Origin of the sequence: Clostridium sp. AF32-12BH (assembly GCF_003477935.1) — a bacterium.
In the GTDB taxonomy this organism is placed as follows: Bacteria; Bacillota; Clostridia; order Lachnospirales; family Lachnospiraceae; genus Brotaphodocola.
The window spans coordinates 40,254-66,351 of record NZ_QUEH01000014.1 but is presented as its reverse complement, the minus strand read 5'-3'; the positions used below and the strand labels follow the sequence as shown (position 1 = coordinate 66,351).

20 protein-coding genes are annotated in these 26,098 nt (G+C 47.9%); 15 read left to right on the top strand and 5 right to left on the bottom strand.

Annotation, left to right across the window (positions count from 1 at the left end):
• The first annotated feature begins 40 nt into the window (after positions 1-40).
• The gene (locus DWZ40_RS19620) at positions 41-3,382 is read left to right on the top strand and encodes a DEAD/DEAH box helicase (protein WP_182431753.1); all 3,342 of its coding nucleotides are present in this window, start codon (positions 41-43) and stop codon (positions 3,380-3,382) included.
• Here the strand turns inward: DWZ40_RS19620 and DWZ40_RS13930 are convergent.
• Together DWZ40_RS13930 and DWZ40_RS13925 are read right to left on the bottom strand one after the other, a co-directional pair.
• Positions 3,312-4,298, bottom strand: a complete 987-nt coding sequence (locus tag DWZ40_RS13930; protein ID WP_118543604.1) for a P1 family peptidase — start codon at positions 4,296-4,298, stop codon at positions 3,312-3,314. The genes DWZ40_RS19620 and DWZ40_RS13930 overlap by 71 nt on opposite strands.
• A gap of 74 nt (positions 4,299-4,372) precedes the next feature.
• Positions 4,373-5,005 carry an ECF transporter S component gene (locus tag DWZ40_RS13925; RefSeq protein ID WP_118543655.1) on the bottom strand — a complete coding sequence of 211 codons (633 nt, stop codon included), beginning with the start codon at positions 5,003-5,005 and terminating at the stop codon, positions 4,373-4,375.
• 580 nt (positions 5,006-5,585) lie between these two features.
• Here DWZ40_RS13925 and DWZ40_RS13920 point away from each other — a divergent pair.
• The 3 genes from DWZ40_RS13920 to DWZ40_RS13910 are packed head-to-tail and all read left to right on the top strand — an operon-like array spanning position 5,586 to position 8,035.
• Complete coding sequence (locus tag DWZ40_RS13920; RefSeq protein ID WP_118543603.1) at positions 5,586-6,695, top strand: ABC transporter substrate-binding protein; 1,110 nt, start codon at positions 5,586-5,588, stop codon at positions 6,693-6,695.
• The gene (locus DWZ40_RS13915) at positions 6,688-7,452 is read left to right on the top strand and encodes an ABC transporter permease subunit (RefSeq protein ID WP_243035347.1); all 765 of its coding nucleotides are present in this window, start codon (positions 6,688-6,690) and stop codon (positions 7,450-7,452) included. Before DWZ40_RS13920 ends, DWZ40_RS13915 begins: the two co-directional genes overlap by 8 nt.
• On the top strand, positions 7,433-8,035 hold the full coding sequence (locus DWZ40_RS13910) for an ATP-binding cassette domain-containing protein (RefSeq protein WP_118543602.1): 603 nt from the start codon (positions 7,433-7,435) through the stop codon (positions 8,033-8,035). Before DWZ40_RS13915 ends, DWZ40_RS13910 begins: the two co-directional genes overlap by 20 nt.
• 61 nt (positions 8,036-8,096) lie before the next feature.
• Here DWZ40_RS13910 and DWZ40_RS13905 read toward each other — a convergent pair whose 3' ends face one another.
• From DWZ40_RS13905 to DWZ40_RS13895, 3 genes are all read right to left on the bottom strand, one after another.
• Complete coding sequence (locus DWZ40_RS13905) at positions 8,097-8,969, bottom strand: methionyl aminopeptidase (RefSeq protein ID WP_118543601.1); 873 nt, start codon at positions 8,967-8,969, stop codon at positions 8,097-8,099.
• A gap of 19 nt (positions 8,970-8,988) precedes the next feature.
• On the bottom strand, positions 8,989-13,248 hold the full coding sequence (locus DWZ40_RS13900; RefSeq protein ID WP_118543600.1) for a 2-hydroxyacyl-CoA dehydratase: 4,260 nt from the start codon (positions 13,246-13,248) through the stop codon (positions 8,989-8,991).
• Positions 13,249-13,399: 151 nt separating this feature from the next.
• Positions 13,400-14,416 (bottom strand): LacI family DNA-binding transcriptional regulator, encoded by a 1,017-nt coding sequence (locus DWZ40_RS13895; protein WP_118543599.1) that lies wholly within the window; start codon positions 14,414-14,416, stop codon positions 13,400-13,402.
• 383 nt (positions 14,417-14,799) lie between these two features.
• Here DWZ40_RS13895 and DWZ40_RS13890 point away from each other — a divergent pair, with 383 nt between their 5' ends.
• The 11 genes from DWZ40_RS13890 (at position 14,800) to DWZ40_RS13840 (ending at position 26,091) form a co-directional block, all read left to right on the top strand.
• On the top strand, positions 14,800-16,296 hold the full coding sequence (locus tag DWZ40_RS13890; RefSeq protein ID WP_118543598.1) for a lactate racemase domain-containing protein: 1,497 nt from the start codon (positions 14,800-14,802) through the stop codon (positions 16,294-16,296).
• A gap of 32 nt (positions 16,297-16,328) precedes the next feature.
• Entirely contained in the window at positions 16,329-17,516 is a 1,188-nt protein-coding gene (locus DWZ40_RS13885; protein WP_243035346.1) for an ABC transporter substrate-binding protein, read from the top strand.
• A gap of 193 nt (positions 17,517-17,709) precedes the next feature.
• Positions 17,710-18,462, top strand: coding sequence for an ABC transporter permease (locus tag DWZ40_RS13880; RefSeq protein WP_243035349.1), 753 nt, complete (start codon positions 17,710-17,712; stop codon positions 18,460-18,462).
• On the top strand, positions 18,459-19,280 hold the full coding sequence (locus tag DWZ40_RS13875) for an ABC transporter permease (RefSeq protein ID WP_118543652.1): 822 nt from the start codon (positions 18,459-18,461) through the stop codon (positions 19,278-19,280). Before DWZ40_RS13880 ends, DWZ40_RS13875 begins: the two co-directional genes overlap by 4 nt.
• Positions 19,256-20,017 (top strand): ABC transporter ATP-binding protein, encoded by a 762-nt coding sequence (locus DWZ40_RS13870; protein WP_118543596.1) that lies wholly within the window; start codon positions 19,256-19,258, stop codon positions 20,015-20,017. The genes DWZ40_RS13875 and DWZ40_RS13870 overlap by 25 nt, the downstream gene beginning before the upstream one ends.
• Positions 20,018-20,029: 12 nt before the next feature.
• Positions 20,030-20,776: an ABC transporter ATP-binding protein gene (locus tag DWZ40_RS13865; RefSeq protein ID WP_118543595.1), complete on the top strand. Its 747-nt coding sequence runs from the start codon at positions 20,030-20,032 to the stop codon at positions 20,774-20,776.
• Positions 20,777-20,796: 20 nt separating this feature from the next.
• Positions 20,797-22,242 (top strand): NAD(P)/FAD-dependent oxidoreductase, encoded by a 1,446-nt coding sequence (locus DWZ40_RS13860; protein ID WP_118543594.1) that lies wholly within the window; start codon positions 20,797-20,799, stop codon positions 22,240-22,242.
• The gene (locus DWZ40_RS13855) at positions 22,239-23,519 is read left to right on the top strand and encodes an FAD-dependent oxidoreductase (protein ID WP_118543593.1); all 1,281 of its coding nucleotides are present in this window, start codon (positions 22,239-22,241) and stop codon (positions 23,517-23,519) included. The genes DWZ40_RS13860 and DWZ40_RS13855 overlap by 4 nt, the downstream gene beginning before the upstream one ends.
• Positions 23,516-23,872, top strand: coding sequence for a DUF1667 domain-containing protein (locus tag DWZ40_RS13850; RefSeq protein WP_118543592.1), 357 nt, complete (start codon positions 23,516-23,518; stop codon positions 23,870-23,872). Before DWZ40_RS13855 ends, DWZ40_RS13850 begins: the two co-directional genes overlap by 4 nt.
• A gap of 329 nt (positions 23,873-24,201) precedes the next feature.
• Complete coding sequence (locus DWZ40_RS13845) at positions 24,202-25,143, top strand: magnesium transporter CorA family protein (protein ID WP_118543591.1); 942 nt, start codon at positions 24,202-24,204, stop codon at positions 25,141-25,143.
• A gap of 99 nt (positions 25,144-25,242) precedes the next feature.
• The gene (locus DWZ40_RS13840) at positions 25,243-26,091 is read left to right on the top strand and encodes a hypothetical protein (protein ID WP_118543590.1); all 849 of its coding nucleotides are present in this window, start codon (positions 25,243-25,245) and stop codon (positions 26,089-26,091) included.
• Positions 26,092-26,098: the final 7 nt, after the last annotated feature.

Sequence of the window (26,098 nt, the reverse complement as noted above, 5' to 3'; positions counted from 1 at the left end):
TCTGGCATAGGGCGAAGCCCGCGCAGCAAGGAGGCATTATATGAAGATCATGGAGTCTGCCACCAGCACATTCTGGAAGGGAGAGCAGGGAATCCAGGCCTCCGTCCAGGATGGGGATCGGTTATACAAAGTAAATTTATATGTCAAGGGTAGTCAGGTTCGTGACTACTCTTGTTCTTGTGTGAATGGAAATTCTTACAAGGGCATGTGCGCGCATGCGAAGCTTGTATGGGAACAATGGAAAAAAGAACAGGAGCTGCATTCCGGCCGCCCTGTCTCCACCTCACAGGAGATCCGCACCATGATCCGGGAGTATACCAACCGGGAAGTGGCAAAGATCATTGAGGATTCGGAGGAGACAGAGATCCGGCTGGTGCCGCGCCTGATGTTGAAAAACGGTTCTGCCAGTCTGGAATTTAAACTGGGGCGGGATCGTTTTTATATTATCAAGGATCTGATGGCGTTTGCGGAAGCGGTGCGTACCGGAGCCAGTGTGTCTTACGGAAAACAGCTGACTTTTCATCACAGTCTGAATGCGTTTGCGCAGGAGGACCGGGAACTTTGTGCTCTGCTGTTAGAGCTGGTGCAGGTTTACCAGGAGCATTTTGAACAGTTCCGCAAGAGTTCGTTTGTGACGATGCAGGGACTTCGCACCCTGAATTTAAACCGGGCCAACCGTGACCGCTTTTTCCAGTTAATGGAAAACCGGCAACTGGAGGTAGAGTTTGGCGATGGAAGCCATGTCAACGTGAAGGTGCAGCAGGAATGCATGCGCCTTCCGGTCCAGATTCGCCGCGCAGGCCGTGACGGCATTGCCGTTTCCGTGGATCAGGAACTGTTTGGAATTCCGGGAGAACGCGGCTGGTATGTGGGAGACCAGACCCGCCTTGTGTGTCTGGATGAAACCGAATCCAGGGAACTTGGCGTGTTCCTGGAACAGGTTTTGAAAGATAAAAAGAGCCATACGCTGGATATTCAGGACCGGGACATCCCGCTGTTTTATGAGCGTGTCCTGCAAAAAATCCTGCCCTATGCAGAGCTGACCGTGACGGACGTGGATCTGGAAAGCTACCGTCCGAAGGAACTGAAGGCGCAGTTTTCGTTTGACAGTACCGGTCCGGATGAGATTACCATGAAGCCGCTGCTTTCCTATGGAGATTTTTCTTTCTCGCCTTTAAATGACGACAAGGTTCCGCGGATCATCTGCCGCGATGTCCCGGCAGAATTTAAGATCAGCCAGGTCATCACAAAATATTTCCAGTACCGCGACGGTGAGTCGGAATTTCTGGTAATCCGGGGCGACGAAGACGCACTGTACCGTCTGTTATCCGAAGGCATGGACGAATTCATGTCCCTGGGTCAGGTTCTGGTGACCGATGCGGCAAGAAAGATCCGTGTGCTGCCGTCACCGCAGGTGAAAGTCGGTGTTCAGACATCCGGAAGATGGCTGGAGCTGAATGTGGATGCCGAAGGTATGAGCCGGAGCGAGCTGCTTGATATTCTCGCCGGTTATGATCCGAAAAAGAAGTACTACCGCTTAAAAAATGGAGAGTTTTTAGATGTAGGTGAAAATGGCCTGATGACCGTAGCGCGTATGACGGACAGTCTCGGGATTGGAAAGGAAGAATTGTTGTCCGGCACCGTTAAAGTCCCGGTCTACCGCGCCCTTTATCTGGATAGTGTGTTAAAAGAAGGCAATGGCATCACTTTTTACCGGGACAATCTGTTCCGTGCGGTCGTGCGCGGCATGAAATCTGTGGAAGACAGTGACTATGCGGTTCCGGATTCGTTAAAGCAGGTGCTGCGCGGTTACCAGAAGACCGGATACCGTTGGCTGAAAACTCTGGACGTAAATGGGTTTGGAGGCATTCTGGCCGATGATATGGGACTTGGAAAAACCATCCAGATCATCACGCTTTTGCAGGCAGAGGCGAAAACGCACCCGGATTCCCAGACGCTGATCGTATGTCCGGCTTCCCTGGTGTACAACTGGGAGAATGAATTAAAGCGGTTTGCACCGGGGCTGACGGTACAGACGGTAACCGGGACTGCGCCGGAGCGGGAGGAAATTTTGCGGCAGGCGGCAGAGGTGAAAGCTGAAGTCCGGAAACAGGCTGCGAAAGCAGCAGAAGCAAATTCCATGGAATCTGCCACAGGGGCTGCTCTGGGCAATCTGGAATCTGTCCAGGACAATTTGAAATCAGGACAGGAAAATCCGGCATTGGAATCTGTGACGGCAATCTGCCACCCTCAGATTCTGATTACTTCATACGACCTTCTGAAGCGTGATATCGCATTCTATGAGCCGTTCCAGTTCCGCTTCCAGGTGATCGATGAGGCACAGTACATTAAAAATCCGCTGACCCAGAGTGCGAAATCTGTCAAGCTGATCAAAGCGCAGACGCGTTATGCTTTGACAGGTACTCCGATTGAGAACCGTCTGTCAGAACTGTGGAGCATTTTTGATTATCTGATGCCGGGATTTTTGTTCACGTATTCCCGGTTCCGAAAACAGTTTGAAACACCGATCGCAAAAGACGGAAACCTGTATGTCCTGGAAAACTTACGGAGGCTTTCTGGTCCCTTTGTGCTGCGCCGCTTAAAGAAAGACGTATTAAAGGATCTCCCGGACAAGCTGGAGACCGTAGTATATTCTATGGCGGAAGAGGAGCAGAAGCAGCTCTATACGGCACACGCCCTGGCTTTAAAAGAAGAACTGGAGCAGATGAGCGGCGATACCTATGGAAGCGAGCGCATCCAGGTACTGGCAGAATTGACAAAGCTGCGCCAGATCTGCTGCGATCCGTCCTTATGCTTCGACCGTTATAAGGGCGGCTCGGCAAAGCTTGATACCTGTATGGAACTGATCACGGGAGGAATTGCGGGCGGACACAAGATTCTCTTGTTCTCCCAGTTTACTTCGATGTTAGAACTGATCGGAGCACGCTTAAAGAAAGAAGGCATCGCTTTCCATGAACTGACGGGAGCAACGCCGAAGGAAGAACGCATCCGTATGGCCGGAGCGTTCCAGACCGATGACACGCCTGTTTTCCTCATTTCGTTAAAAGCCGGAGGAACCGGATTGAACTTAACCGCTGCGGATGTTGTCATCCATTACGATCCGTGGTGGAACGTGGCGGCCCAGAACCAGGCAACCGACCGTGCCCATCGCATCGGTCAGGAAAAGCAGGTATCCGTATTTAAACTGATCATGAAAGATACTGTAGAGGAAAATATCTTAAAGCTTCAGGAACAGAAGCGGGATCTGGCAGACCAGATCATATCCGGAGAGCAGGTTTCTATCGGAAGCCTCAGCAAGGAAGAACTGCTGAAGATTTTGTCCCCGCAGCCCGCACCGCCCTCTGGATCGCCTCAGCCATAACTTCGGCAGCCAGTGTTCCGGCTACATTCAAGTCGGCCGGGACGTCTCCGACAGAAGCCGCGTAGATGGAATCTCCATCGGCCATGGTATTGACCGGGTTGATGCAGCGTGCATAGCCGCAGCGTGCCATGGAAGCCAGCTTGTTTAACTCTGCCTTGGAGAAAGCACCGTTGGTGATGATGGCACCGATGGTGGTGTTGGTTTTGCTGTTTGGATCGTTCTGAAAGAGATCTGTGCGCCGGCTGATCTTGTATAATTCTTCACGGGTATCGTAGAAACCGGTACCGTCTTCTTTCTTTGGACCGGCGATTTTTTCTCCGGTAGCCGGATCGAAAATATCACCGAGTGCATTGAGGACGACCACAGCGGCGATTTTCAGTTCTCCGCAGGATACGGCGTACAGACCAAGACCGGTCTTAAACGCTTTGTCCCGGCCGCAGATTTTGCCTACACTGGCACCGGTGCCTCCTCCGACAATGCCGGATTCCGGGTGCGGATGTTCGGCATCGACGCAGGCCGCATAGCCCATGGCGGCATCCGGGCGCACATCCGCACGGCCTATGCCAAGATCAAAAATGCAGGACTGGCAGACAAGCGGAACTTTGGCAAAGCCGGTATCATATCCGATGCCGTGTTCTTCCAGATAACGCATCACTCCGTCACTGGCGGCAAGACCAAATGCGGAACCGCCGGATAAGACGATTGCGTTTAAGGGATTATCTGCGGTCAGCGGGGAGGTAAGCGGTGTTTCCCGGGAAGCAGGACCGCCTCCGCTGATGTCGACACCGGCCCGTGCACCATGATCAAAAAGAAGTACGGTGACACCGGTCATGGCATCGTAGTCCTGGGCATTGCCGATGCGAAGCCCTTCTAGTTCGGTAATCGGGATTTCCCGAATGGATCCAAATAAATGCATGAGAATGCCTCCTGGCTATAAAAATTGTGAAAAGCAAAAACAAAGTCCTGCGGTTTTTTTGAAAAACGGTATGGTTACTGTCTGAAAGCAGCACCCAGCGCGCGGGAAACTGCACTTCCGAGAATGGTGCAAGCGACAGCCTCAATGGCACCCTGCAATCCGACAAACAGGATCACAAAAATGAGTGGATTTGCCGCGCCAAGACCGGAAGCAATGTTCTGGATGTACTCGGTGTGATAAAAGAACAGCACCAGAGAGCTCATGAAGAACAGGGTATTTAAGAGCGGGCAGGCCAGACTGGCTGCAAAGTAGGCACCGTTTTTGGAAAATTTCCGTACAAGCTGGAAGATCAGACCGCTGAGCCAGCCTTCGAGAATACGCGGTACCAGGCAGGTAAACATCAGACCAAATGGATTGATCTGCAGGAGTGCTGCGCTGAATGCGGAACCGCCGGTCAGTGCCATGATTGCACTGGTAATTCCGAATGCTGCACCGCAGATGGCACCGGCTGTCGGTCCCAGAATAATGGCGCCGACGGCAACCGGAACGGTTAAAAAGGTAATGGTAAGTCCCGGAGTACGTAAATAGCCAAGCGGCGAGAAAGCCATGACAAAGATAATGGCTACCATGAGCGCCAGCTTCACCATAAATGAAGTCCGGGAGTGGGAAAGTTCAGAACTGATTGGATTCCTTGTTGCTGTTTTCATTGTTTTCTCCTTCTTTCGCTGATAAAACGGCATGATCTGCAGGCTGCAGCAATCCGTATTGCGCAAAAACAAACAGACCGGTGTCCCCTGTTTTTCAGCATTGTTTAGATTAATTGGGGATACAATGAACGGAATCTTAAGAATGGAAGACGGAACATACCAAAACTGCTCCCTGTGAAAAACAGAGTATGTTTGTTGCAGCCAAAATGGTCCGCACGGAATTCTGTTTTCTGCATGATAGAACCGCGCTGTTTTCAAAGCGGTTTTTGGCTGCCACGCATCTGAAAAAAGATGCCGCGGCAGATTATGTAGATTTCATAGGAAACTTTCGTCCTGTGAAATGTTTCATAAAATGAGGCGCAGCCTGCTGCGTCCGACTTTGGGATGATACATTTTCCTAAGAATAACGTTCACCAATACTATAACATAAATCTTTCAAACAGCAAGTGTTTCTGAAGATACATAAGAAAAAATTTCCGATCCTGGGAATCTATGGTACAATAGCATTATGCATTCGCGCTAACCTGAAAGAATAGAACATCTGACAGAAAAGGCGAATGGAGAAAGAGAGGAAAGATTTATGAAGAAAAGAACGATCGCCACTATTTTGACCTGTGCCATGACTGCCGCTTTGCTGGCTGGATGCTCCGGTTCCGACAAGACACAGACGACCGCAGCATCGGAGTCTGAGACCGCAGCGGAACCGTCGGAAGAGGCCACAGAAGCAGCTGCAGAAGCCCAGAGTGAGGAGGCAGGTTCTAAAGCAGATACAGGGGCAGAACATGCGGATGCCATGACATTGCACGTAGGCTCTTTAAAGGGACCGACAACGATCGGACTGGTATCTTTGATGGATCAGGCATCCAAAGGAAATTCCGAAGGTTCTTATGAATTTACCATGGCTGCAGACGCATCTGAGCTGGCAGCACAGATGGTTTCCGGAGATCTCGATATTGCGCTGGTACCTGCGAATCTGGCAAGCGTCCTTTATCAGAAGACAAAACAGGGCATTGAAGTGATCGATATCAACACGCTTGGCGTACTTTACGTTGTAGCGGCAGATGATTCCATCCATAATATGGCTGACCTAAAAGGAAAAACCATATACATGACCGGAAAAGGAACCACACCGGATTATGTACTTCAGTATCTGCTCGGTGCAAACAGCATGACTGCAGATGATGTGAACATTGAATATAAATCCGAAGCGACGGAAGTTGCCGCTGTTTTGAAAGAAAATCCGGATGCCATCGGACTTTTGCCGCAGCCATTCGTGACTGCAGCCATGGCACAGAATGAAAACTTAAAAATGGTGCTGAACCTGACCGAAGAATGGGACAAGACCCAGCCAGAGAACGGAAGTTCCTTAGTAACCGGTGTTACCGTATGCCGGAAAGATGTAATCGAGCAGAATCAGGAAGCTGTTGATACATTCCTGAAAGAGCATGAGGCATCTGCCGATTATGCCAATGCACATGTGGAAGATACGGCATCGCTGGTTGCCGCAGCAGGAATTATCGAAAAAGCACCGGTTGCAGCAAAGGCGATTCCTTATTGCAGTATTACCTACATCGATGGAGAAGAAATGAAAACCAGACTTTCCGGCTATCTGGAGGCATTGTTTGAACAGGATCCGTCTTCCGTAGGCGGACAGCTTCCGGATGATGGTTTCTATTATATCCATGAATAAACTGAGAAAACCTGTTATGATCTGCCTGTGGCTGCTTCTCTGGCAGGCTGCAGCCGGACTGATCCAGAATTCCATTATGCTTGTAGGGCCACTTGAGGTCCTGCAGGCTTTGGGAACGCTGTTTGGATCTCGGGATTTCTGGCATTCCCTGGCGGGATCTTTTTGCCGCATCAGCGCAGGATTTCTGCTTGCTTTTGCGGCAGGAGTCCTTCTGGGCGGTCTGGCATATTGCATTCCGCTTCTCAAAGAATTTCTGGAACCGTTTATGCTGTTTTTAAAATCAGTTCCGGTTGCTTCTTTTGTGATTCTGGCACTGATCTGGGCTGGATCCCGCAATCTATCTGTGGTGATTTCATGTTTGGTGGTTTTGCCGGTCATCTACGTGAATACGTTATCCGGACTGAATAGCACAGACCCCAAATTGCTGGAAATGGCTGCAGTTTTTCAGATGCCCCGCTGGAAAAAACTGCGTTTTATTTATCTTCCTGCAGTGCTTCCCTATCTGTTAAGCGGCTGCAGGATTGCCCTGGGCATGGGCTGGAAATCGGGGGCAGCTGCGGAAGTGATCGGTTTGCCGGAGCATTCGGTCGGAGAGCACTTATATATGGCAAAAATCTATCTGGAGACAGCAGATCTGTTTGCATGGAGCCTTGTGATCATTCTGGTCAGTGCGGTGAGTGAACGGGTATTTTTATGTTTGCTGTCCAGACTTTGCCCGCAGAAGGGAGAAACGGCACATGAAACTGCAGATCCGTGATGTATCAAAAAAGTTTGGTGATCAGAAGGTCCTGGAACACGTTTCCATGGATCTGGAAAGCGGTCACATTTACTGCCTGATGGCGCCCTCCGGAAAGGGAAAGACCACACTTTTTCGGATTTTAATGGGGCTGGAAGATGCGGATGCAGGCTCGGTTACGGTGTTTACGCAAAATGCAGTCCGGACAGCCGTTTCTTCGATCCGGATCAGCGCTGTTTTTCAGGAAGACCGTCTTTGCGAAGCGCTTTCGCCAGTCGATAACGTGCTTATGACAGCGGATTCGTCCATGGACAGAAAAAAAGTATGCCAGGAGCTGCGAAAACTGCTGCCGGAAGAATGTCTGGATCGTTCAGTTTCTACATTGAGCGGCGGGCAGAAACGCCGCGTAGCCGTCTGCAGGGCTCTGTGTGCGCCGTTTGATCTTCTGATCCTGGATGAGCCATTTACCGGTCTGGATGACGGGACACGCAGGCAGGTGCTTGGCTACATACAAAAAAAGTGTGCCGGAAAGCTCACGCTTCTTAGCACACATCAGGAGGAAGATATTAAGGCGTTATCCGGGATCCGCCTGTCACTTCCGTAAATATCATATTGCATAAAAAATGCGCAGACTCATACGAAATTGTAGGGTCTGCGCATTTGATTTAATATGCGATGATCTCGTATCCGTCTTCGGTAACCAGCACCTGGATCTCCCACTGCGCAGATGGTTTTCCATCTTCGGTGTATACGGTCCAGTCGTCATCTGCGTCCACGAAAACATCCGGTTTTCCCATATTTACCATAGGTTCAATGGTAAACATCATGCCCGGGACCATAAGCATTTCGGTGCCGCGCTCGGAAACATAGCTGACCCATGGTTCCTCGTGGAACTGGAGTCCGACACCGTGACCGCCGATCTCGCGGACGACGCTGTAGCCGTTTTCGCGTACAAAATCATGGATGGCAGCACCCATATCACCTAAGAAATTCCATGGTTTTACTTCTTTTAATCCAACTTCAATACTCTGTCTGGTGATCTCTACCAGGCGCTTTTTTTCTGGTGAGACATCGCCGATGCAGAACATGCGGGAGGAATCGGAATAGTAGCCGTTTAAGATGGTCGAGCAGTCTACGTTGATGATATCGCCATCCTGAAGAACGCGGTCCGGATCCGGGATGCCGTGGCAAACAACTTCATTAATGGAAGTGCAGACACTTTTTGGGAAGCCTTCGAAGTTTAACGGAGCAGGAATGGCACCGCGTTTTGTGGTTTCCTCATAAACCCACTGGTCAATCTCTTCCGTGGTGACCCCTGCCTTGATGTGCTCTGCCACATAGTCTAACACGGCAATGTTGACTTTGGCACTTGCCTTGATCTTTTCAATCTGTTCCGGAGTTTTGATCATATTGTGCTCCGGGACGATACAGCCTTTGTTCTCGTACATTTTCAGCTTTTCATCGAAATCGTAATGACATTTTTTGTATTTGAGTCCGCTGCCGCACCAGCAGGGACTGTTTCTGTCGATCATATGCATAGGGAAACCTCTTTTCTTTTTAGGAAATTGCTTTATTTTCTTCTGCTTTTAACTGCTTCTGTGCGGTTGCCAGCATCAGCTTGATACGGTTTAACTGGTTTACCTCGCTGGCACCCGGATCGTAGTCGACTGCGATGATGTTTGCCTCCGGGTGGGAAGCGCGCAGCTCTTTGATGACACCTTTTCCTACGATGTGGTTTGGCAGGCAGCCAAACGGCTGGGTGCAGACGATATTCTTTACGCCGCTGTGGATCAGCTCCAGCATCTCGCCGGTTAAGAACCAGCCCTCACCGGTCTGGTTGCCGAGGGAAACATAGTGTTTTGCCATGTCAGCCAGATCACTGATGCGGGACGGCGGGGTGAAGTTTTTGCTGGCTTCCAGCTCCTTGCGTGCAGTCTTGCGGAAATACTCTAAAAGGGAGATCCCCAGGTTGCACAGGCGGGCGGTGGAGCGCTTGCCGCCAAGGTGGTCTGCCTTGAAGTTACTGTTGTAGAAGCAGTATAAAAGGAAGTCCATCAGATCTGGCATCACTGCTTCAGCACCTTCGGATTCCAGCAGGTCTACGATGTGGTTGTTGGCAAGCGGGGAGAATTTTACCAGGATCTCGCCGACAATGCCGACCTTCGGCTTCTTAATATCTAACCGCGGCAGCTCGTCGAAGTCGTGGATGATTCCCTTAATGTTTCTTCTAAATTCCATCATGTTTGCGGAGCGCTTGGAAAGGCTCTTGATGCAGCGGGCCTTCCATTTCTCATGCAGTGCGTTTGCGGAACCCGGAACCTTTTCGTAAGGACGGGTGGCATAGAGCACGCGCATGAAGATATCGCCGTAAACAACGCCCTGCATCGCTTTGGTGATCAGTCCTGGCGTGAAGGTGAAACCAGGGTTTGTCTCCATGCCGTTTGCATTGACGGAGATGACCGGAATCTGAGGCATACCGGCTTTTTCCAGTGCACGGCGGATAAAGCCAATGTAGTTGGAAGCACGGCAGCCGCCGCCGGTCTGGCTCATCAGGACTGCGGTGTGGTCGAGGTCATATTTGCCGGATAACAGCGCATCCATGATTTGACCGATGACGATCAGGGACGGATAGCAGGCATCGTTGTTGACGTACTGCAGCCCGACATCGACTGCGTTTTTGCTGTCATTCTGCAGCACCTCGATCTTGTAGCCGAACGCACGGATGGCTGGTTCGATCAGCTCAAAGTGGATCGGAGACATCTGCGGGCAGAGCAGGGTATAGTCTTTCTTCATTTCCTTGGTGAAGACAACACGGTTGTAAGCGCTGGATACGACCTTGCGCTCGAAATGCTTCTGCTGGCGCACCTTTAAGGCTGCAATCAGGGAGCGGATACGGATTCTTGCCGCACCGAGGTTATTGACCTCATCGATCTTTAATACGGTGTAGATCTTGCCGGAGCCGGTCAGAATATCGTGTACCTGGTCGGTGGTAACGGCATCCAGGCCGCAGCCGAAGGAGTTGAGCTGGATTAAATCCAGGCATTCGCTGTTCTTTACATAGGTGGCAGCGCGGTACAGTCTGGAGTGGTACATCCACTGGTCGGTGACGATGAGCGGGCGCTCTGCATTTGCCAGGTGGGAGATGGAATCTTCCGTCAGGACTGCAAAGCCGTAGGAGGTGATCAGCTCCGGGATACCGTGGTTGATCTCCGGGTCTACGTGGTAAGGGCGGCCGGCCAGGACGATACCGTGGCGGTCGTGTTCCTTTAACCAGGCAATGGTTTCTTCGCCTTTCTTTTCCATGTCACGGCGGGAAGCAAGAAGCTCTTCCCATGCAGCGTGTGCTGCCTTCTGGACTTCTACGGAAGAAATATGGTATTCTTTGCCGAATTCCACGATGAGCTGTTTGGTCAGCACTTCTTCGTTGGTAAATGCAAAGAACGGATTCATAAAGTGGACATCGAACTCAGAGAGCTCTTCCACATTGTTTTTGATGTTTTCCGCGTAGGAGGTAACCATCGGGCAGTTGTAGTGGTTTCCTGCCTGCGGGGTCTCGTTGCGTTCGTACGGAATGCATGGATAGAAGATATCGCGTACACCCTGACGGATCAGCCAGGAAATATGGCCGTGCACCAGCTTTGCCGGATAGCACTCAGACTCACTCGGGATGGACTCGATGCCAAGTTCATAGATCTGTCTGGTAGACTGCGGAGACAGAATCACGCGGAATTTTAATTCCTTTAAGAAGGTAGCCCAGAACGGGAAGTTCTCGTACATGTTCAAAACACGCGGAACACCGATGGTGCCGCGGGTGGCTTCATCAGCCGGGAGCGACTCATAGTCAAACATCCGGTGATATTTGTAAGCGAACAGGTTCGGAATTTCTTTCTTGGCTTTTTCTTTTCCAAGACCGCGCTCGCAGCGGTTTCCGCTGACAAACTGACGTCCGCCGTCGAAACGGTTGATGGTGAGGACGCAGTGGTTGGTGCAGCCCTTGCAGCGTGCCATGGAAGTCTCATATTTTAAGGAAAGAATCCGGTCAAGCGGAAGCATGGAGGTGCCCTTTTCGTGGTTGCAGCGTTCTCTTGCGATCAGCGCGGCACCGAATGCGCCCATGATACCGGCGATGTCCGGGCGGACTGCTTCACATCCGGCAATCTTTTCAAAGCTTCTGAGCACGGCATCGTTGTAGAAGGTACCGCCCTGAACAACCACATGGGTGCCCAGGTCCGAAGCATTGGTGATCTTGATTACCTTAAATAATGCATTTTTGATGACCGAGTAAGCAAGACCGGCAGAAATATCGGCTACGGTAGCACCTTCCTTCTGTGCCTGCTTTACGTTTGAGTTCATGAATACGGTGCAGCGGGTGCCCAGGTCTGTCGGGTTCTTGGCAAAAAGCGCTTCCTTCGCGAAGTCAATGACGGAATAATTCAGGGACTTTGCAAAAGTCTCGATGAAGGAACCGCAGCCGGAAGAACATGCCTCGTTCAGCTGCACGCTGTCTACGGTATGGTCCTTGATGCGGATGCATTTCATGTCCTGTCCGCCAATGTCCAGGATGCAGTCTACATCCGGCTCAAAGAATGCTGCTGCGTAGTAGTGGGAGATGGTTTCAACCTCTCCTTCATCTAACATCAGGGCAGACTTTAATAAGGCCTCGCCATAACCGGTCGAGCACGACCAGGCAATGTGTGCGGTTTCCGGAAGTATCTCTTTGATTTCAGCTATGGCACGGATCGCAGTTGCAATGGTGCTTCCGTTGTTGTTGTCATAGAAGCTGTAGAGAAGGCTTCCGTCCTCGCCGACCAGGGCCACCTTGGTGGTGGTGGAACCGGCGTCGATTCCCAGATAACAGTTGCCGCTGTATGTGGATAAGTCTCCTTTTTTTACCTGATGCTGTGCATGACGGGCCTGGAACGCATCGTAATCGGCCTGGGATGCAAAGAGCGGCTCCATACGTTTTACCTCAAACTCCATCTTGATGCCGGAGGTAAGACGTTCGATCATATCGGTCAGGGATACGGTTATGTTCTCGTCAGCATTCATGGCTGCACCGATGGCAGCGAATAAATGGGAGTGATCCGGTGCGACAATATGGTCTGCATCCAGATTCAGGGTACGGATAAAGGCCTGGCGCAGCTCCGGCAGGAAATGCAGTGGGCCGCCGAGAAATGCCACGGTGCCGCGGATTGGTTTTCCGCAGGCAAGACCGCTGATGGTCTGGTTGACCACAGCCTGGAAAATGGATGCGGAAAGATCTTCCCTGGTAGCACCCTCGTTGATGAGCGGCTGGATATCAGATTTTGCGAAAACGCCGCAGCGGGCTGCAATCGGGTAGATCATCTGGTAATTTTTGGCATACTCGTTCAGACCGGAAGCATCGGTCTGTAAGAGGGATGCCATCTGGTCAATAAAGGAACCGGTACCGCCGGCGCAGATTCCGTTCATGCGCTGGTCGATACCGCCGGTAAAGTAAATGATCTTTGCGTCCTCGCCGCCCAGCTCAATGGCAACATCGGTCTGCGGGGCATAGTCTTGCAGGGCAGTAGCAACCGCTACAACCTCCTGGGTAAACGGAACATCTAAGTGACCGGACAGCGTCAGACCGCCGGATCCGGTAATGCTTGGGGAGACAGTCATCTCGCCAAGTTTTTCTTTTGCTCTTGATAATAAAAGAGCGAGCGTCTCCTGGATGTTAGCATAGTGGCGCTCGTAGTCGGTAAATAACATATGATGTTCGCTGTCTAAGACTGCGATTTTTACGGTAGTGGAACCAATATCGATTCCAAGGGTATTATTATGTAATAAACTCATTTGATGCGGGGAAAACCCCTGCCTCCTTATCTAAAAAGACACACTTTTTCAGAGTACAGTGCAGAGTTTAACATAAAATCTTCCATATTACAATTTATGGATGCGTAAAAATTTAGTTAAGAAATTTGGAAACTTCTGTCAGAAAGAAGGATCATAGCTTTTTGCAGCTTCCCCTTTTTATGATGCTGTATGGAAATTCTACTTTCAGTTTACTGCTATGACCACCGTCTACCCGGTCAAGAAGAATGCGAACTGCCATTTTGCCCATTTCCTCTAGAGGTACATGGACGCTGGAAAGCATGGGCGAAGTGTATTGGACATTTTCTACATCGTTACAGCCAATCAGGGAAATATCATCGGGGACACGGATGTTCCGGTCGCGGCAGGCGCGCAATGCACCGATAGAAACCATATCATTTGCACAGAATACGGCAGTGACATCCGGAGCAGAATCTAACAGGCGCAGCATTCCCTGGTATCCTCCATCCATGGACAAAAACATGTCACTAATGATATAACGGTCATCTACGGGCAGATTTAATGATTTTACTGTTTCGCGGTATCCACGCATACGCCCTTCGTTGCTTCCAATAAAGCCTATTTTTCTGTGTCCTTGTGAATAAAAATAGTTGACAACGCTACAGGTGATCTTGTAGCTGTCGCATACGATCTGATCGCAGTCTGCGTCCAGAATATTCAATCCCACATAGATAATCTTCTTGAAATAAGCTTCTAACTGGTGCAGTGTTTCCGCTTTGAAACGGCCAATGATGATCAGACAGTCGGAGGGTGTTGCTGACAGAATGGGGGACATTAGATTAGGACTTTCCAGCGCGCTGGCAGAAAACGTGTACTGCAGGATATAATTATGCTTAAATGCTTCCTGTTCTACGCTTTCCAGAATTTTTGTATAAAAAGGGTCATCTTTTGTCTCCTGGGGAGCAACTGCAAAAAGACAGTATAGTGATTTGGGCTTAAGACTCCGGTGGGAGTCGCTGCCCTGAAGCTGCCTGGCAGCCAGATTTGGCATGTAGCCCTGCTGTTTTGCAACTTCCCATATTTTCCGCCGAAGTTCCTTACTGGCAGCAGATGTATTTCCTGTATTCAGAACTCTGGAAACAGTGGAGATAGAAACACCAACCTCCGCTGCAATGTCTTTTAATGACATAAAATATCCCCCTTCTGTGTCACACCAAGAATTTATGCATCATTATTAACAAGAATACCATAAATAGAAGAAAAAGTATACATATTTACTATAACAAACGTTTGTGTAAAAATCAAGAAATGATACAGTGAAAAACAACAAAATAATTTGTAATAAATCGAGAATAACCGTTAAAATATCAACAAAATTTGAAAAGTATCAGTTGTGCCAATTGTTTAATAAATTTCAAAAAGCCTTTAAATACAGCAAGACAAACGTTTGCTTAAAAAGTTGCCCGATATTTGCGCTAAACGAATTGACTAACACGAAAATTATGCTATAATTATGACAAAAAGTGATGGGAAATGATGCGAAAATTGTACAAAATAACGGAGGTATCCATCATGAAACATTTTGAATTTGAATATGGAGAAGGTACTTTGGGTGCCTGGTTGCCGGATAATACAGACACATTTATTCCTGGTGTTACTGTGCCGGATCCAGACTATATTCCGGAGGAGAAGCTGGAGGCTGCTTATAAAGAAAGTTTGGCTCATCCAATCGGTATGGAGCCGGTGAAAAATCTGGTTCACAAGGGAAGCAGGGTCGTCTTTATCATTCCTGATCGTGTGAAAGGCGGAGAGCAGCCAACCAGCCACAGAAAACTGGCTGTAAAGTATATTCTGGAGGAACTTTACGGGGCAGGTGTGGAGAAAAAAGATATCCTGTTCATTATTTCTAATGGACTTCATCCCAGAAGTACAGACAAAGATGCCCTGGCAATCTTTGGACCGGAACTGTATAAAGAGTTCTGGTATACGGGACAGATCATCAGCCACGATTCCGAGGATATGGAACATATGGTAGATCTGGGACTTACAGACAGAGGTGATCCGGTTTTCATCAATAAATATGTGTATGAGGCAGATCTTCCGATCCTCATCGGACATGTTCAGGGAAATCCTTATGGAGGTTATTCGGGAGGTTACAAGCACAGTGCAACTGGAATTAGCAACTGGAAGAGCATTGCCAGCCACCATGTTCCCATGGTTATGCACAGGGATGATTTTACACCAGTAAACAATGCCAGCCTCATGAGAAATAAATTTGATGAGATTTCCATGAAAATGGAAGAAAAAATGGGACATCCGTTCTTCTGCTGTGATGCGGTTTTGGATACAAAGAGTCGTCAGATTGCTATTTTTTCTGGATACGCAAAAGAAATGATGCCGTTGTCCTGGAAAGTGGCAGATAAGCGCACTTACGTACATTGGGCAGAAAAAAAATACGATGTTCTGGTGTTCGGCATGCCGCAGAAATTCCATTATGGAGATGGTATGGGAACCAATCCGATTATGATGATGCAGGCACTGTCTGCACAGGTGCTCCGGTTTAAGCGAGTCATGAGCGATAACTGCGTGATTATCTGTTCCAGTCTCTGCAACGGTTTCTTCAATGATGACAGATGGCCTTATCTGCGGGAATGTTATGAATGGTTCCAGAGGGATGAAATGAACACGTTGCCGGATATGAACCGGTTAGGCGAATATTTTGCAACCAACGAGGAATATATCCGGAAATATCGTTTTGCAAATGCCTTCCATCCATTCCATGGTTTCTCTATGATGAGCTGCGGTCACATCGCTGAGATGAACACAAGTGCCATCTACATTGTAGGAGCTAAGGAACCTGGTTACGCAAGAGGAATGGGATTAAAGACAAGAGCTACCTTTGAGGAAGCACTGGAGGATGCGAAAAAGAAATTCGTAGGAGAGAATCCGAACATTCTGGCACTTCCGCAGACCTTTAAGGTTGCGGCAGTACATCTGGGCATGAAAAATCCGGATGAAGACCCAATGGATGCATACGGTCACCGCCATCATGGCTGTGGCTGCTGTTAAAAAGTATGAAATAAAAGAAGGGAGAAAGTATAATGAGAAAGATGAAGCAGAAAGCATTGGCGATTGTGGGCGCGGCAGTTCTTATGGGGGCATTGACTGCATGCGGAGGATCTGGAAATGCGGCTAAGACAACCGAGGCAGCAACGGATACCGAAGCAGCGAAAGAGGACACAAAGGAAGAAAAAACAGAAGCAGCAGAGGAAGGCGCAGACACTACACTGGGATTGAAACCATTGGATGAGCGCACAACCTTAAGTATTGGTTTCTTTGCAGGATCTGCGCATTCCATGCCATGGTATGTGGCAGATGAGATGGGCTTTTTCGATGAATTGAATATTGATGTAGAATATCAGTCCTTTACCGGTGGTCCGGCCATGATGGAAGCCAGTGCAGACTGGGATGTGTGCGATGTAGGTGCTCCTGGTGTATTAAATGGTATGAAGAACTATGATATCAACATGCTTGGTGTATGCGACAACGAATTTAACACAGCATTGTTTGTACGTCCTGATACCGATCTTGCTAAAGATCCGAAAAATCCGGATAACTGGAAAGGCAAGAAAGTTCTGTTAAACAGAGGAACTACATTGCAGTATATGTTTATGGCATTTATGAATAGCATTGGCATTGATGATCTGGATGCTTATGGAATTGAAATCGTGGATACAGCAGTTGGAACCTGCCTGACTGCATTCCAGACTGGCGAAGGTGACGCAATGTGCGTATGGAACGCATTTGCATGCCAGGCAGAGGAAAATGGTTATGTTCGCGTAACGGATATTAAGGATTTGGGGCTGAATAATATTTCTGCTATGTGTGCAACCAAGGATGCCATCGAGAACAAGACTGAGCTGGTTGAAACTGCATTCCAGGTATATTACAAGACTTGGGAATGGTGCAATGAAAGTGAAGAGAATATGGCAAAAGCAGAAGAGCTGTTTGTACAGTCCTGCGAGGATGAGGGTGTTGCTGTCACCGAGGACATTGCAAAGCGCCTGATTGAAGAGTACAATTGCCCGACACTGTCTGAGGCGGTTTCTGCTATGACAACAGAGGAAGATGACCGCAATGGAAGTGGAAATAAGGTTACAAAGGCTACCAACCAGCTCTTTGAGACTCTGGACTTCTTCATCACACTGGGCAACTACACGGAGGAAGATCGTCAGACCATCCAGGATAAAGGTCTTGTAAATCCTGTTATTGCAGAAGCAGTGAAGTAGTAATTGTAGATTGTGAGCCCGAAAATGTTTCCGGGTAAATAAAAAAGAGGGAGCGGATGATACGAAAGGAAAATCCGTTCCCTCACTTAAATGAAGGAGGGATTACAGCATGAGTGACCAAAACGTACACCGGCTGTCAAACGAAGAACGTGTTGCCAAAGTGCAGACGGAAAAGAGAAAAAATGACTTTCAGATGGCGATGCTTTCGGCTATCGGCGTATTGGCTTTCCTGCTGATCTGGCAGTTGGCGGTTGCGTCTGGGTTCCTTCCCAGCAGATATGTTCCGATGCCGTCTGAGGTTGTGAAATTGTTTTTTGTAAAATTAACGGATCCCAATCCGGATGGAGCAGTCCTGGGAGCTCATATTGTAGCAAGCCTTCAGGTTGCCTTATCAGGATTTTTCCTGGCTATTATCATTGGCGTTCCGTTGGGACTGTGCATGGGATGGTTTCGGGGATTTGACAGTTTTATGCGTCCTATATTTGAAATTCTGCGTCCTATTCCGCCAGTATCATGGATTCCCATTACCATTATCTGGATGGGGCTGGGACTGAAGGCAAAAGCTTTTATCGTATTTTTTTCCGCATTTGTTCCATGCGTCATCAATTCCTACACAGGAATCCGCCAGACAAGTGAAGCCCTCATCAATGTGGGAAAAATTTGCGGTGCTTCTAATTTCACTATTTTCCGTACAATCGGGATTCCATCTGCTATGACGATGACCTTTGCGGGAATCCGTGTAGCGCTGGGCAATGCCTGGGCTACCTTAGTAGCAGCAGAGATGCTGGCGGCAAATCTGGGACTCGGATATATGATTCAGCAAGGTCGCTCTTTTGCGAGACCAGATATCATCATCCTGGGCATTGTGGTAATCGGAGCACTTGGTGTAGTATTCACTTGGCTGTTAGGCCTTGTTGAAGGAAAGGTTCTGGGGTGGAAAAAATGAAAAAAGAAAAAGAAGAACTGTTCCTCAGTGAATATGAGAAAAAAGAAATTCTGCGGAATCGGATTTACAGGGTTCTGCCGGTTATTGCAATCATTATGCTGTTTGCACTGTGGGTTGCGGCTTCCTCGAAGCCTGGATCTCAGTTTCCTTCTCCTGCAGCTGTGTGGGATCGTTATTTAAAACTTTTGGATCGTCCTATTAAAAAACTTGGACTGTTTGGACATATCTGGGCAAGCCTGAAACGAGTGTTTATCGCGCTGGGACTGGCCTGGGTTCTGGGAATTTCTTTTGGCATTTTCATCGGTTGGAATAAGAAGGCGAATGCCCTTTTTGGCCCTATTTTTACTGCTTTTCGTGCAGTTCCGCCACTGGCATGGGTTCCTCTGGTGACAATGTGGTTCGGAATTGGTGAGTTTCCAAAGGTTCTTATCGTCTTTATTGGTGCGTTGATGCCGGTGGTTGTAAACACTCAGGCAGGAATTGCCAATGTCCAGAGAGAGTATTTGGATATCGGAGTGATTTTTCACGCGAACAAGTGGCAGACATTGTTTGAGATTGCCATTCCTTCTGCACTTGATGCTATTTTTGCCGGAATCCGTAATTCAACCTCTGCAGGCTGGATGGTCGTGCTGGCAGCAGAAATGTTAGGTGGCAAGTCTGGTGTAGGATTCTTGATTGTCAGAGGTATGGATTCTGGAGATTATCCACTGTGCCTTCTGGCTATGATATGCATCGGAGTAGTCGGCGCACTGCTGGCCATTCTCATTCAAATCTTAGAAAGGATTATTTGCCCATGGACAGCCAAAAAATCAAATTAAAACTGGAACATATTTCGCAGAGTTATATTGTAGGAGATAAGGTTTTTGACGCGGCAGTTGATGTCTCTTTTGATGTAAAGGATTCAGAATTCTTAGTTATTTTAGGACCTGGACGCTGTGGAAAAACCATTTTGTTAAACATGATCGCAGGAATTGAAAAACCGGTAGATGGAACGATTTTCCTGGACGGGGAAGAAATCAAAGGAAGCGATGAACGAATCGGAATGGTATTCCAGAAGCGTGCTCTGATGCCCTGGAAAACGGTTATGCAAAACGTGGAGTTTGGACCTAAAATCAAGGGAATTCCAAAGGAGGAGCGTCGCAAGATTGCTCAGAAGTACATTGATCTGGTGGGACTTCAGGGCTTTGAGAAGAGCTACCCGGGCGAATTGTCCGGCGGTATGAAGCAAAGAGTCAGTATCGCCAGAGCGTATTCCAATAACCCTCAGATTCTTCTGATGGATGAACCTTTTGGTGCTCTGGATGCCCAGACCCGCTATGCAATGGAGGAAGAGGTTCAGAGAATCTGGCAGGCGGAGAAGAGAACCGTTCTATTCGTGACAAATAACATCGAAGAGGCATTGTATCTGGCGGATCGCATTGTTCTGCTGTCTAACTGCCCGGCTCATGTGAAGGCAGTTTACGATATCAATCTGCCGCGACCAAGAAATACCATTGACCCGGAGTTTTTGCGTTTGCGTAAAGAAATTTCCGATAACACGGATCTGGCACTGTAGGAGGGACAAGAGATGAGCGACAATCAGTATAAAGTAGAGGTCCACAATCTGACGAAGAATTTCGGCAGTTTGAAAGTGTTAAACGATATTTCTTTCAATATTAAAAAAGGCGAGTTTGTCTGTATTGTAGGTCCTACGGGTTGTGGAAAAACCACATTTTTGAATCTTCTGACTAGAATTTATATGCCTACAAAAGGTGACTTGTTAATTGACGGTGAGAGCGCCGATCCGAAAAAACACAACCTGGCTTTTGTGTTCCAGGAACCGTCGGCACTCCCATGGAAGACCGTGGAACAGAATTTGAGGTTTGGTCTGGAACTAAAAAAGCTTCCAAAGAAAGAAATTGACGAACGAGTAGAAAATATCATCAAGCTTATGGGACTGGAGCCGTTCAGAAATTCTTATCCACATCAGCTTTCCGTTTCTACAGAGCAGAGAATCATTATCGGACGGGCATTTGCCATGAATCCAGATTTGCTTCTTATGGACGAACCTTATGGTCAGATGGATATTAAGATGCGATTTTATCTGGAGGATGAAGTGTTAAAGCTGTGGAAAGAGACAGGCGCTACAGTGCTGTTTATCACCCACAATGTTGAGGAGGCGGCTTACCTGGCAGAGCGTGTACTGATTCTTTCCAATAAGCCAACGACAATCAAGGAGGATTTGAAGATTGATCTTCCAAGACCAAGAGATGTAACTTCACCGGAATTTATTGCCAAGAGACAATATATTACTGACCAGATTAAGTGGTGGTAAAGCGAAAAGGAGTGCAGCATATGTATGATGTGTTGATTGTGGGGTGCGGTGTGATTGGGGCTGCTACGGCTTACCAGTTATCCAGATATAACCTGTCTGTATGCGTTTGTGAACGTTACAATGACGTCGCAAATGGATGTACGAAGGCAAATACCGCTATTCTTCATGCCGGATTTGATTGTCCGGTGGGAAGTATGGAAGCAAAACTGAACATTCGCGGGATTAAGCTGGCAAAAGAAATATGCGAAAAGCTGGATGTAGAGCGGCTTGATATGCCTACGTTTATCATTGCATATGACAACCCACATGAACTGGGGTATATCCAGGAATTGTATCGCAGGGGAGTAGCAAACGGCGCAGAGGGCGTACGCATTGTAGATCATGATGAGGCTCTGAAGCTGGAACCGGCTTTAAATCCAAATATGAAAGCGGCTCTTTATGCGCCGGGATCAGGCATCATTAACCCTTGGGAATACTGTATTGCCATGGCGGAGACAGCTGTTCGAAACGGCGTAGATATAAAGCTGGAAAGCGAAGTTACTGCTATTGAAAAGGTAGATGACCATTTCTGTGTAACTACTGCTTCCGGAATCTATGAGACCCGTTATGTCATCAATGCAGGTGGTGGCTGGTCAGCAGAAGTTTACGGCATGGTGGGTGGTCATGAATTGCACCAGACCAACTTTGCAGGTCAGTATTATGTTTTGGATAAGTGCGAGGGAGAGAAACTTCATTCCGTAGTATTTCCGTGTCCTGATGAACATGGATTTAAGGGAATCTGCGTGACACCTACGGTGCATGGAAATCTTCTGGTAGGTCCTGACTGTTATGAAGTACAGGATGGTGATCATGTAGGAACGGATCCGGCTACATTGGAGCTTTTAAAGGAGCAGGGACATCGTTCTGTGCCCGGAGTGGATTTCAGAGAGATTATTCATGAGTATGCCGGCGTTCGCCCCAATACTCAGGTCCCGGATTTTGTTATCGGTGAAGCAGAGTGCTGCCCTCATTTTATTAATCTGGCGGGAATCAAGTCGCCAGGACTTTCCAGTGCTCCGGCCATTGCTGAGGAGGCAGAGCGTATCCTGAGAGATTGTGGACTGGAAATGGAGAAAAAGGAATCCTTTATAGACGAGAGAAAGAAAGTACGTTTCCGTTATCTCAGCGAGGAGGAGAAAAGAAAAATAATTCAGAAAAATCCTCTGTATGGTCGCATTATCTGCCGCTGTGAGACCGTGACAGAGGGGGAAATTGTAGATGCCATTCATAGTCCTATAGTTCCACGCAGTGTGGACGCTATCAAACGCAGATGCAATGCTGGAATGGGACGTTGCCAGGGTGGATTCTGTGGCCCTCGTGTTCATGAAATTCTTGCAAGAGAATTGTCTGTAAGGCAGGAGGAAATTTTGATGGATGAACAGGGAACCTTCATTATCACTTCTGCAGTAAAGGAGGTTGCCGGATGAAACGTGTTTATGATGTAGTGGTAGTAGGAGGAGGTCCAGCTGGTCTGGCGGCTGCATGCAGTGCAAAGCAGGCAGGAGCAGAGGATGTGTTGGTGATTGAGCGTGATAAAGAAGCCGGAGGAATTCTAAATCAATGTATCCATAACGGTTTTGGTCTCCATTATTTTAAAGAGGAATTGACGGGACCGGAGTATGCGGCACGATTTGTAAAAAAAGCCCAGGAATTCGGGGTGGAGGTTTTGCTGGATACCATGGTCCTTTCCGTAGACCATCACAGGATAACGGCCTGCAACACAAAAGATGGTCTGTTGGAAGTGGAAGGACGTGCGGTCGTTCTTGCCATGGGATGCAGAGAACGCACCAGAGGTGCTGTAGCAATTCCGGGAGACAGACCGTCTGGGGTGTTTACAGCGGGAACGGCCCAGCGATACATGAATATTGAAGGTTACATGGTAGGTCGCCGGGTGGTGATCTTGGGAAGCGGTGACATCGGACTTATTATGGCAAGGCGCATGACGTTAGAGGGTGCAACGGTTTTGGCATGTGTGGAATTAATGCCATACTGCAACGGTTTAAATAGAAATATTGTGCAGTGCCTGAATGACTACGATATTCCGTTGTATCTATCTCATACGGTCACAAATGTAGAGGGACTTCACCGGGTGGAAAAAGTAACGGTAGCTCAGGTGGGAAGTGACAGGAAACCGATTCCGGGAACAGAAATAGTTTTCGATTGTGATACCCTGCTTTTATCGGTGGGACTGATACCGGAAAATGAATTGACAAAGAAGGCGGGAATTCCGCTTGATACAGCCACCAGAGGTGCGGTAGTTTACGAGAATATGGAGACGGCAGAGCCGGGTGTTTTCAGCTGCGGAAATGTGGTGCATGTCCATGACTTAGTGGATTTTGTGACGTCGGAAAGTGAGCGGGCAGGAAAAGCAGCAGCAATGTATGCAGCGTCCTGTATCAGTGGAGCAGCAGAACCGAAAGAGGAGACGGTTGTTACCCTGAAAAAAGCCGGTCGTGTGACTTATACAGTTCCGCAGGCAGTCCGAATAAACCGGATTGATAAGGGCGTGGATGTATCGTTTCGTGTTAATGCTGTTATGAATGACAGCGAGATTCAGGTGCTCGACGGAGAAAAGCAGATTTGCTGCTTTAAGAGGGAACATATGGCTCCTGGTGAGATGGAACATATTTTCATTCCTGCAAAACTGATGAAACAGATATCGGGAGACCAGTTGACCGTTCGTGCAGAGGAGGTGGGCAAATGACAGAGCTGATTTGCATTGTATGCCCCAAGGGCTGTCATCTTCATGTAGATGAGAAAAATGATTTTGCAGTGACAGGAAATTCTTGTCCAAGGGGTGAAGCGTACGGAAAAACAGAACTATCAAATCCTACCCGTGTTCTCACAAGTATGATTCGTGTTCAGGACGGAACCATTGCCTGTTGCTCTGTGAAAACAAATGCTGGAATTCCAAAGGCAAGCATTTTTGAAGCAATGGAAACTTTAAAACCAGTGCGTGTGAAAGCGCCGGTTCACATTGGTGATGTGATTGTAAAAAATGTCTGTGACACAGGTGTTGACTGGATTGCTACAAAGAATGTAGAAATAGCAGAATAAAAGATATGAAAAAAGCCCGGTGGTGCTATCTGACTTGGATAGGTTTCCGGGTTTCTTTTTTGCATTTTCGGTTGCTAAATTTTTGTAATAAATTCATCAGATGTGGGAAAACTTCCTCTTTACTTAGCGAAAAAGACGCATCCTCCCCGCATACAATGCAGGCTTTAAGTTAAAATCTTCCATATTATAATTTCTGAACACGTAAAAATTTAGTAAAGAAATTTGGAAACTTCTGTCAGAATTGAAAAAGAACGATCAATAGATTTGACAAACAGGGACTCAGAAATTATAATAAGATAGCCGAAACAGGGAAAGGAACGAACGATCATATGATACGCATATTTAAAACGGAAGATGGAGCGATCCATCAGGTTGACGAAGCGGAATCCGGCTGCTGGATTGCACTGACAAATCCGACTGCAACTGAGATCCTTGAGATCGCAGAACGCTATGAGATCGATCCGGATCATGTCCGGGCCCCTCTGGATGAAGAAGAACGATCCCGTATCGAACTGGAAGAACATTATAGCCTGATCCTGGTTGATATCCCTGTTATCGAGGAACGTAATGAAAAAGACTGGTATGTGACCATTCCTATGGGCATCATCATGTCGGACAGCATCATCATTACCGTGTGTCTGGAAGAAACACCGGTATTAAACGCATTCATGGACGGAAGAGTCCGTGACTTCTATACTTATATGAAGACACGCTTTATCCTTCAGATCCTTTACAAGAATGCATCCCTTTACCTGCAGTATCTGCGTATCATCGACAAGAAGAGTGATATCGTAGAGAAGGAACTTTACAAATCCCCGCGAAACCAGGAACTCATCGAGATTCTGGAACTTCAGAAGAGCTTGGTGTACTTTACCACGTCCCTGCGGTCCAATGAGGTCGTGCTGGAGAAACTGTTAAAGAGTGAGAAAATCAAAAAGTATCCGGAGGATACCGAACTTCTGGACGACGTCATCATTGAGAACAAGCAGGCGATCGAGATGGCGAACATCTACAGCGGCATTTTAAGCGGCACCATGGACGCGTTTGCTTCGGTTATTTCCAATAATCTGAACATTGTCATGAAGTTTTTGGCAACCATTACGATTGTCATGTCGATTCCGACCATGGTATCCAGCTTTTACGGCATGAACGTTTTGAGCAGCAGCATGCCATTTGCAACAAATCCTTATGGTTTTGTGATTGTCATTGTTCTGTCAGTCATCCTGACCTGTGCAGTGGCATGGATTTTTGCAAAGCGGAATCTGTTCTGAACCTGCGCCTGTTGTTGTGACTGGTGAGTGTTAACACCGCGTCTGCATCTTGTTTTTGCAGCCAGAACGGAACCAATAAAAAGACAGAAAGGAAACTGCATGAAATTTTTTACGGATTTCGAACGAAAGTATCAGAAATATGCCATCCGGAATCTGATGTATTACATCACGATCCTTTATGCGGTCGGGCTTGTGGTATGGCTTCTGGATCCCATGATCTACTACAATTACTTAAGTTTAAATGTAGGCATGATCTTACGTGGACAGATCTGGCGGCTTGTCACATTTCTGATCTATCCGCCGGCTTTTGGCTCCTGGAGCTTTACTCAGATCTTTTATGGTCTGATCGCGTTGTTTCTATATTATAATCTGGGACAGACGCTGGAATATGTCTGGGGCTCTTTCCGCTTCAACGTATTCTTTATCATGGGAATTCTGGCACAGATCGTGGCTGCGTTTGTGGGCTACTTTGTGTTTGGTCAGAAATGGCTGTTATCTACCGGCTTTTTGAACGCATCTCTGTTTTTTGCTTTTTGCATCATCAATCCGGACGCACAGTTTTACATGTTCTTTGTGCTGCCGGTAAAAGCAAAATGGATCGCAATTGCTGAGGCAGCCGTTTATCTTTATGATTTTATCGCGGGAAACATTGCCGTGAAGGTGGAACTGGTGCTTTCCATGATCACCATTATCCTGTTTTTTGCCATGACCCGAAACTACAGGCGCTACGCACCGAAGGAGATCAAACGTCGGCAGGAATTTAAGCAGCAGGCGAAGATCGTGGTTCCGGGAAAGACCCGTCACCGCTGTGCGGTGTGCGGACGGACCGAACTGGACGATCCGGAACTGGAATTCCGCTATTGTTCCAAATGCGAGGGTAACTATGAGTACTGTCAGGATCATTTGTACACGCACAAGCATGTTACAAAGGATTCTGTACAAGAATAGATTTATA

What these genes read in the sequence shown, in the direction of transcription:
- DWZ40_RS13865 (WP_118543595.1), top strand. Translation starts at nt 20,030, where the DNA reads ATGAGCGACAATCAGTATAAAGTAGAGGTCCACAATCTGACGAAGAAT.
- DWZ40_RS13930 (WP_118543604.1), bottom strand. Translation starts at nt 4,298, where the DNA reads ATGCATTTATTTGGATCCATTCGGGAAATCCCGATTACCGAACTAGAA.
- DWZ40_RS13895 (WP_118543599.1), bottom strand. Translation starts at nt 14,416, where the DNA reads ATGTCATTAAAAGACATTGCAGCGGAGGTTGGTGTTTCTATCTCCACT.
- DWZ40_RS13875 (WP_118543652.1), top strand. Translation starts at nt 18,459, where the DNA reads ATGAAAAAAGAAAAAGAAGAACTGTTCCTCAGTGAATATGAGAAAAAA.
- DWZ40_RS13870 (WP_118543596.1), top strand. Translation starts at nt 19,256, where the DNA reads ATGGACAGCCAAAAAATCAAATTAAAACTGGAACATATTTCGCAGAGT.
- DWZ40_RS13905 (WP_118543601.1), bottom strand. Translation starts at nt 8,969, where the DNA reads ATGCATATGATCGACAGAAACAGTCCCTGCTGGTGCGGCAGCGGACTC.
- DWZ40_RS13915 (WP_243035347.1), top strand. Translation starts at nt 6,688, where the DNA reads ATGAATAAACTGAGAAAACCTGTTATGATCTGCCTGTGGCTGCTTCTC.
- DWZ40_RS13900 (WP_118543600.1), bottom strand. Translation starts at nt 13,248, where the DNA reads ATGAGTTTATTACATAATAATACCCTTGGAATCGATATTGGTTCCACT.
- DWZ40_RS13860 (WP_118543594.1), top strand. Translation starts at nt 20,797, where the DNA reads ATGTATGATGTGTTGATTGTGGGGTGCGGTGTGATTGGGGCTGCTACG.
- DWZ40_RS13920 (WP_118543603.1), top strand. Translation starts at nt 5,586, where the DNA reads ATGAAGAAAAGAACGATCGCCACTATTTTGACCTGTGCCATGACTGCC.
- DWZ40_RS13890 (WP_118543598.1), top strand. Translation starts at nt 14,800, where the DNA reads ATGAAACATTTTGAATTTGAATATGGAGAAGGTACTTTGGGTGCCTGG.
- DWZ40_RS13885 (WP_243035346.1), top strand. Translation starts at nt 16,329, where the DNA reads ATGAGAAAGATGAAGCAGAAAGCATTGGCGATTGTGGGCGCGGCAGTT.
- DWZ40_RS13910 (WP_118543602.1), top strand. Translation starts at nt 7,433, where the DNA reads ATGAAACTGCAGATCCGTGATGTATCAAAAAAGTTTGGTGATCAGAAG.
- DWZ40_RS13845 (WP_118543591.1), top strand. Translation starts at nt 24,202, where the DNA reads ATGATACGCATATTTAAAACGGAAGATGGAGCGATCCATCAGGTTGAC.
- DWZ40_RS13850 (WP_118543592.1), top strand. Translation starts at nt 23,516, where the DNA reads ATGACAGAGCTGATTTGCATTGTATGCCCCAAGGGCTGTCATCTTCAT.
- DWZ40_RS13840 (WP_118543590.1), top strand. Translation starts at nt 25,243, where the DNA reads ATGAAATTTTTTACGGATTTCGAACGAAAGTATCAGAAATATGCCATC.
- DWZ40_RS13855 (WP_118543593.1), top strand. Translation starts at nt 22,239, where the DNA reads ATGAAACGTGTTTATGATGTAGTGGTAGTAGGAGGAGGTCCAGCTGGT.
- DWZ40_RS13880 (WP_243035349.1), top strand. Translation starts at nt 17,710, where the DNA reads ATGGCGATGCTTTCGGCTATCGGCGTATTGGCTTTCCTGCTGATCTGG.
- DWZ40_RS19620 (WP_182431753.1), top strand. Translation starts at nt 41, where the DNA reads ATGAAGATCATGGAGTCTGCCACCAGCACATTCTGGAAGGGAGAGCAG.
- DWZ40_RS13925 (WP_118543655.1), bottom strand. Translation starts at nt 5,005, where the DNA reads ATGAAAACAGCAACAAGGAATCCAATCAGTTCTGAACTTTCCCACTCC.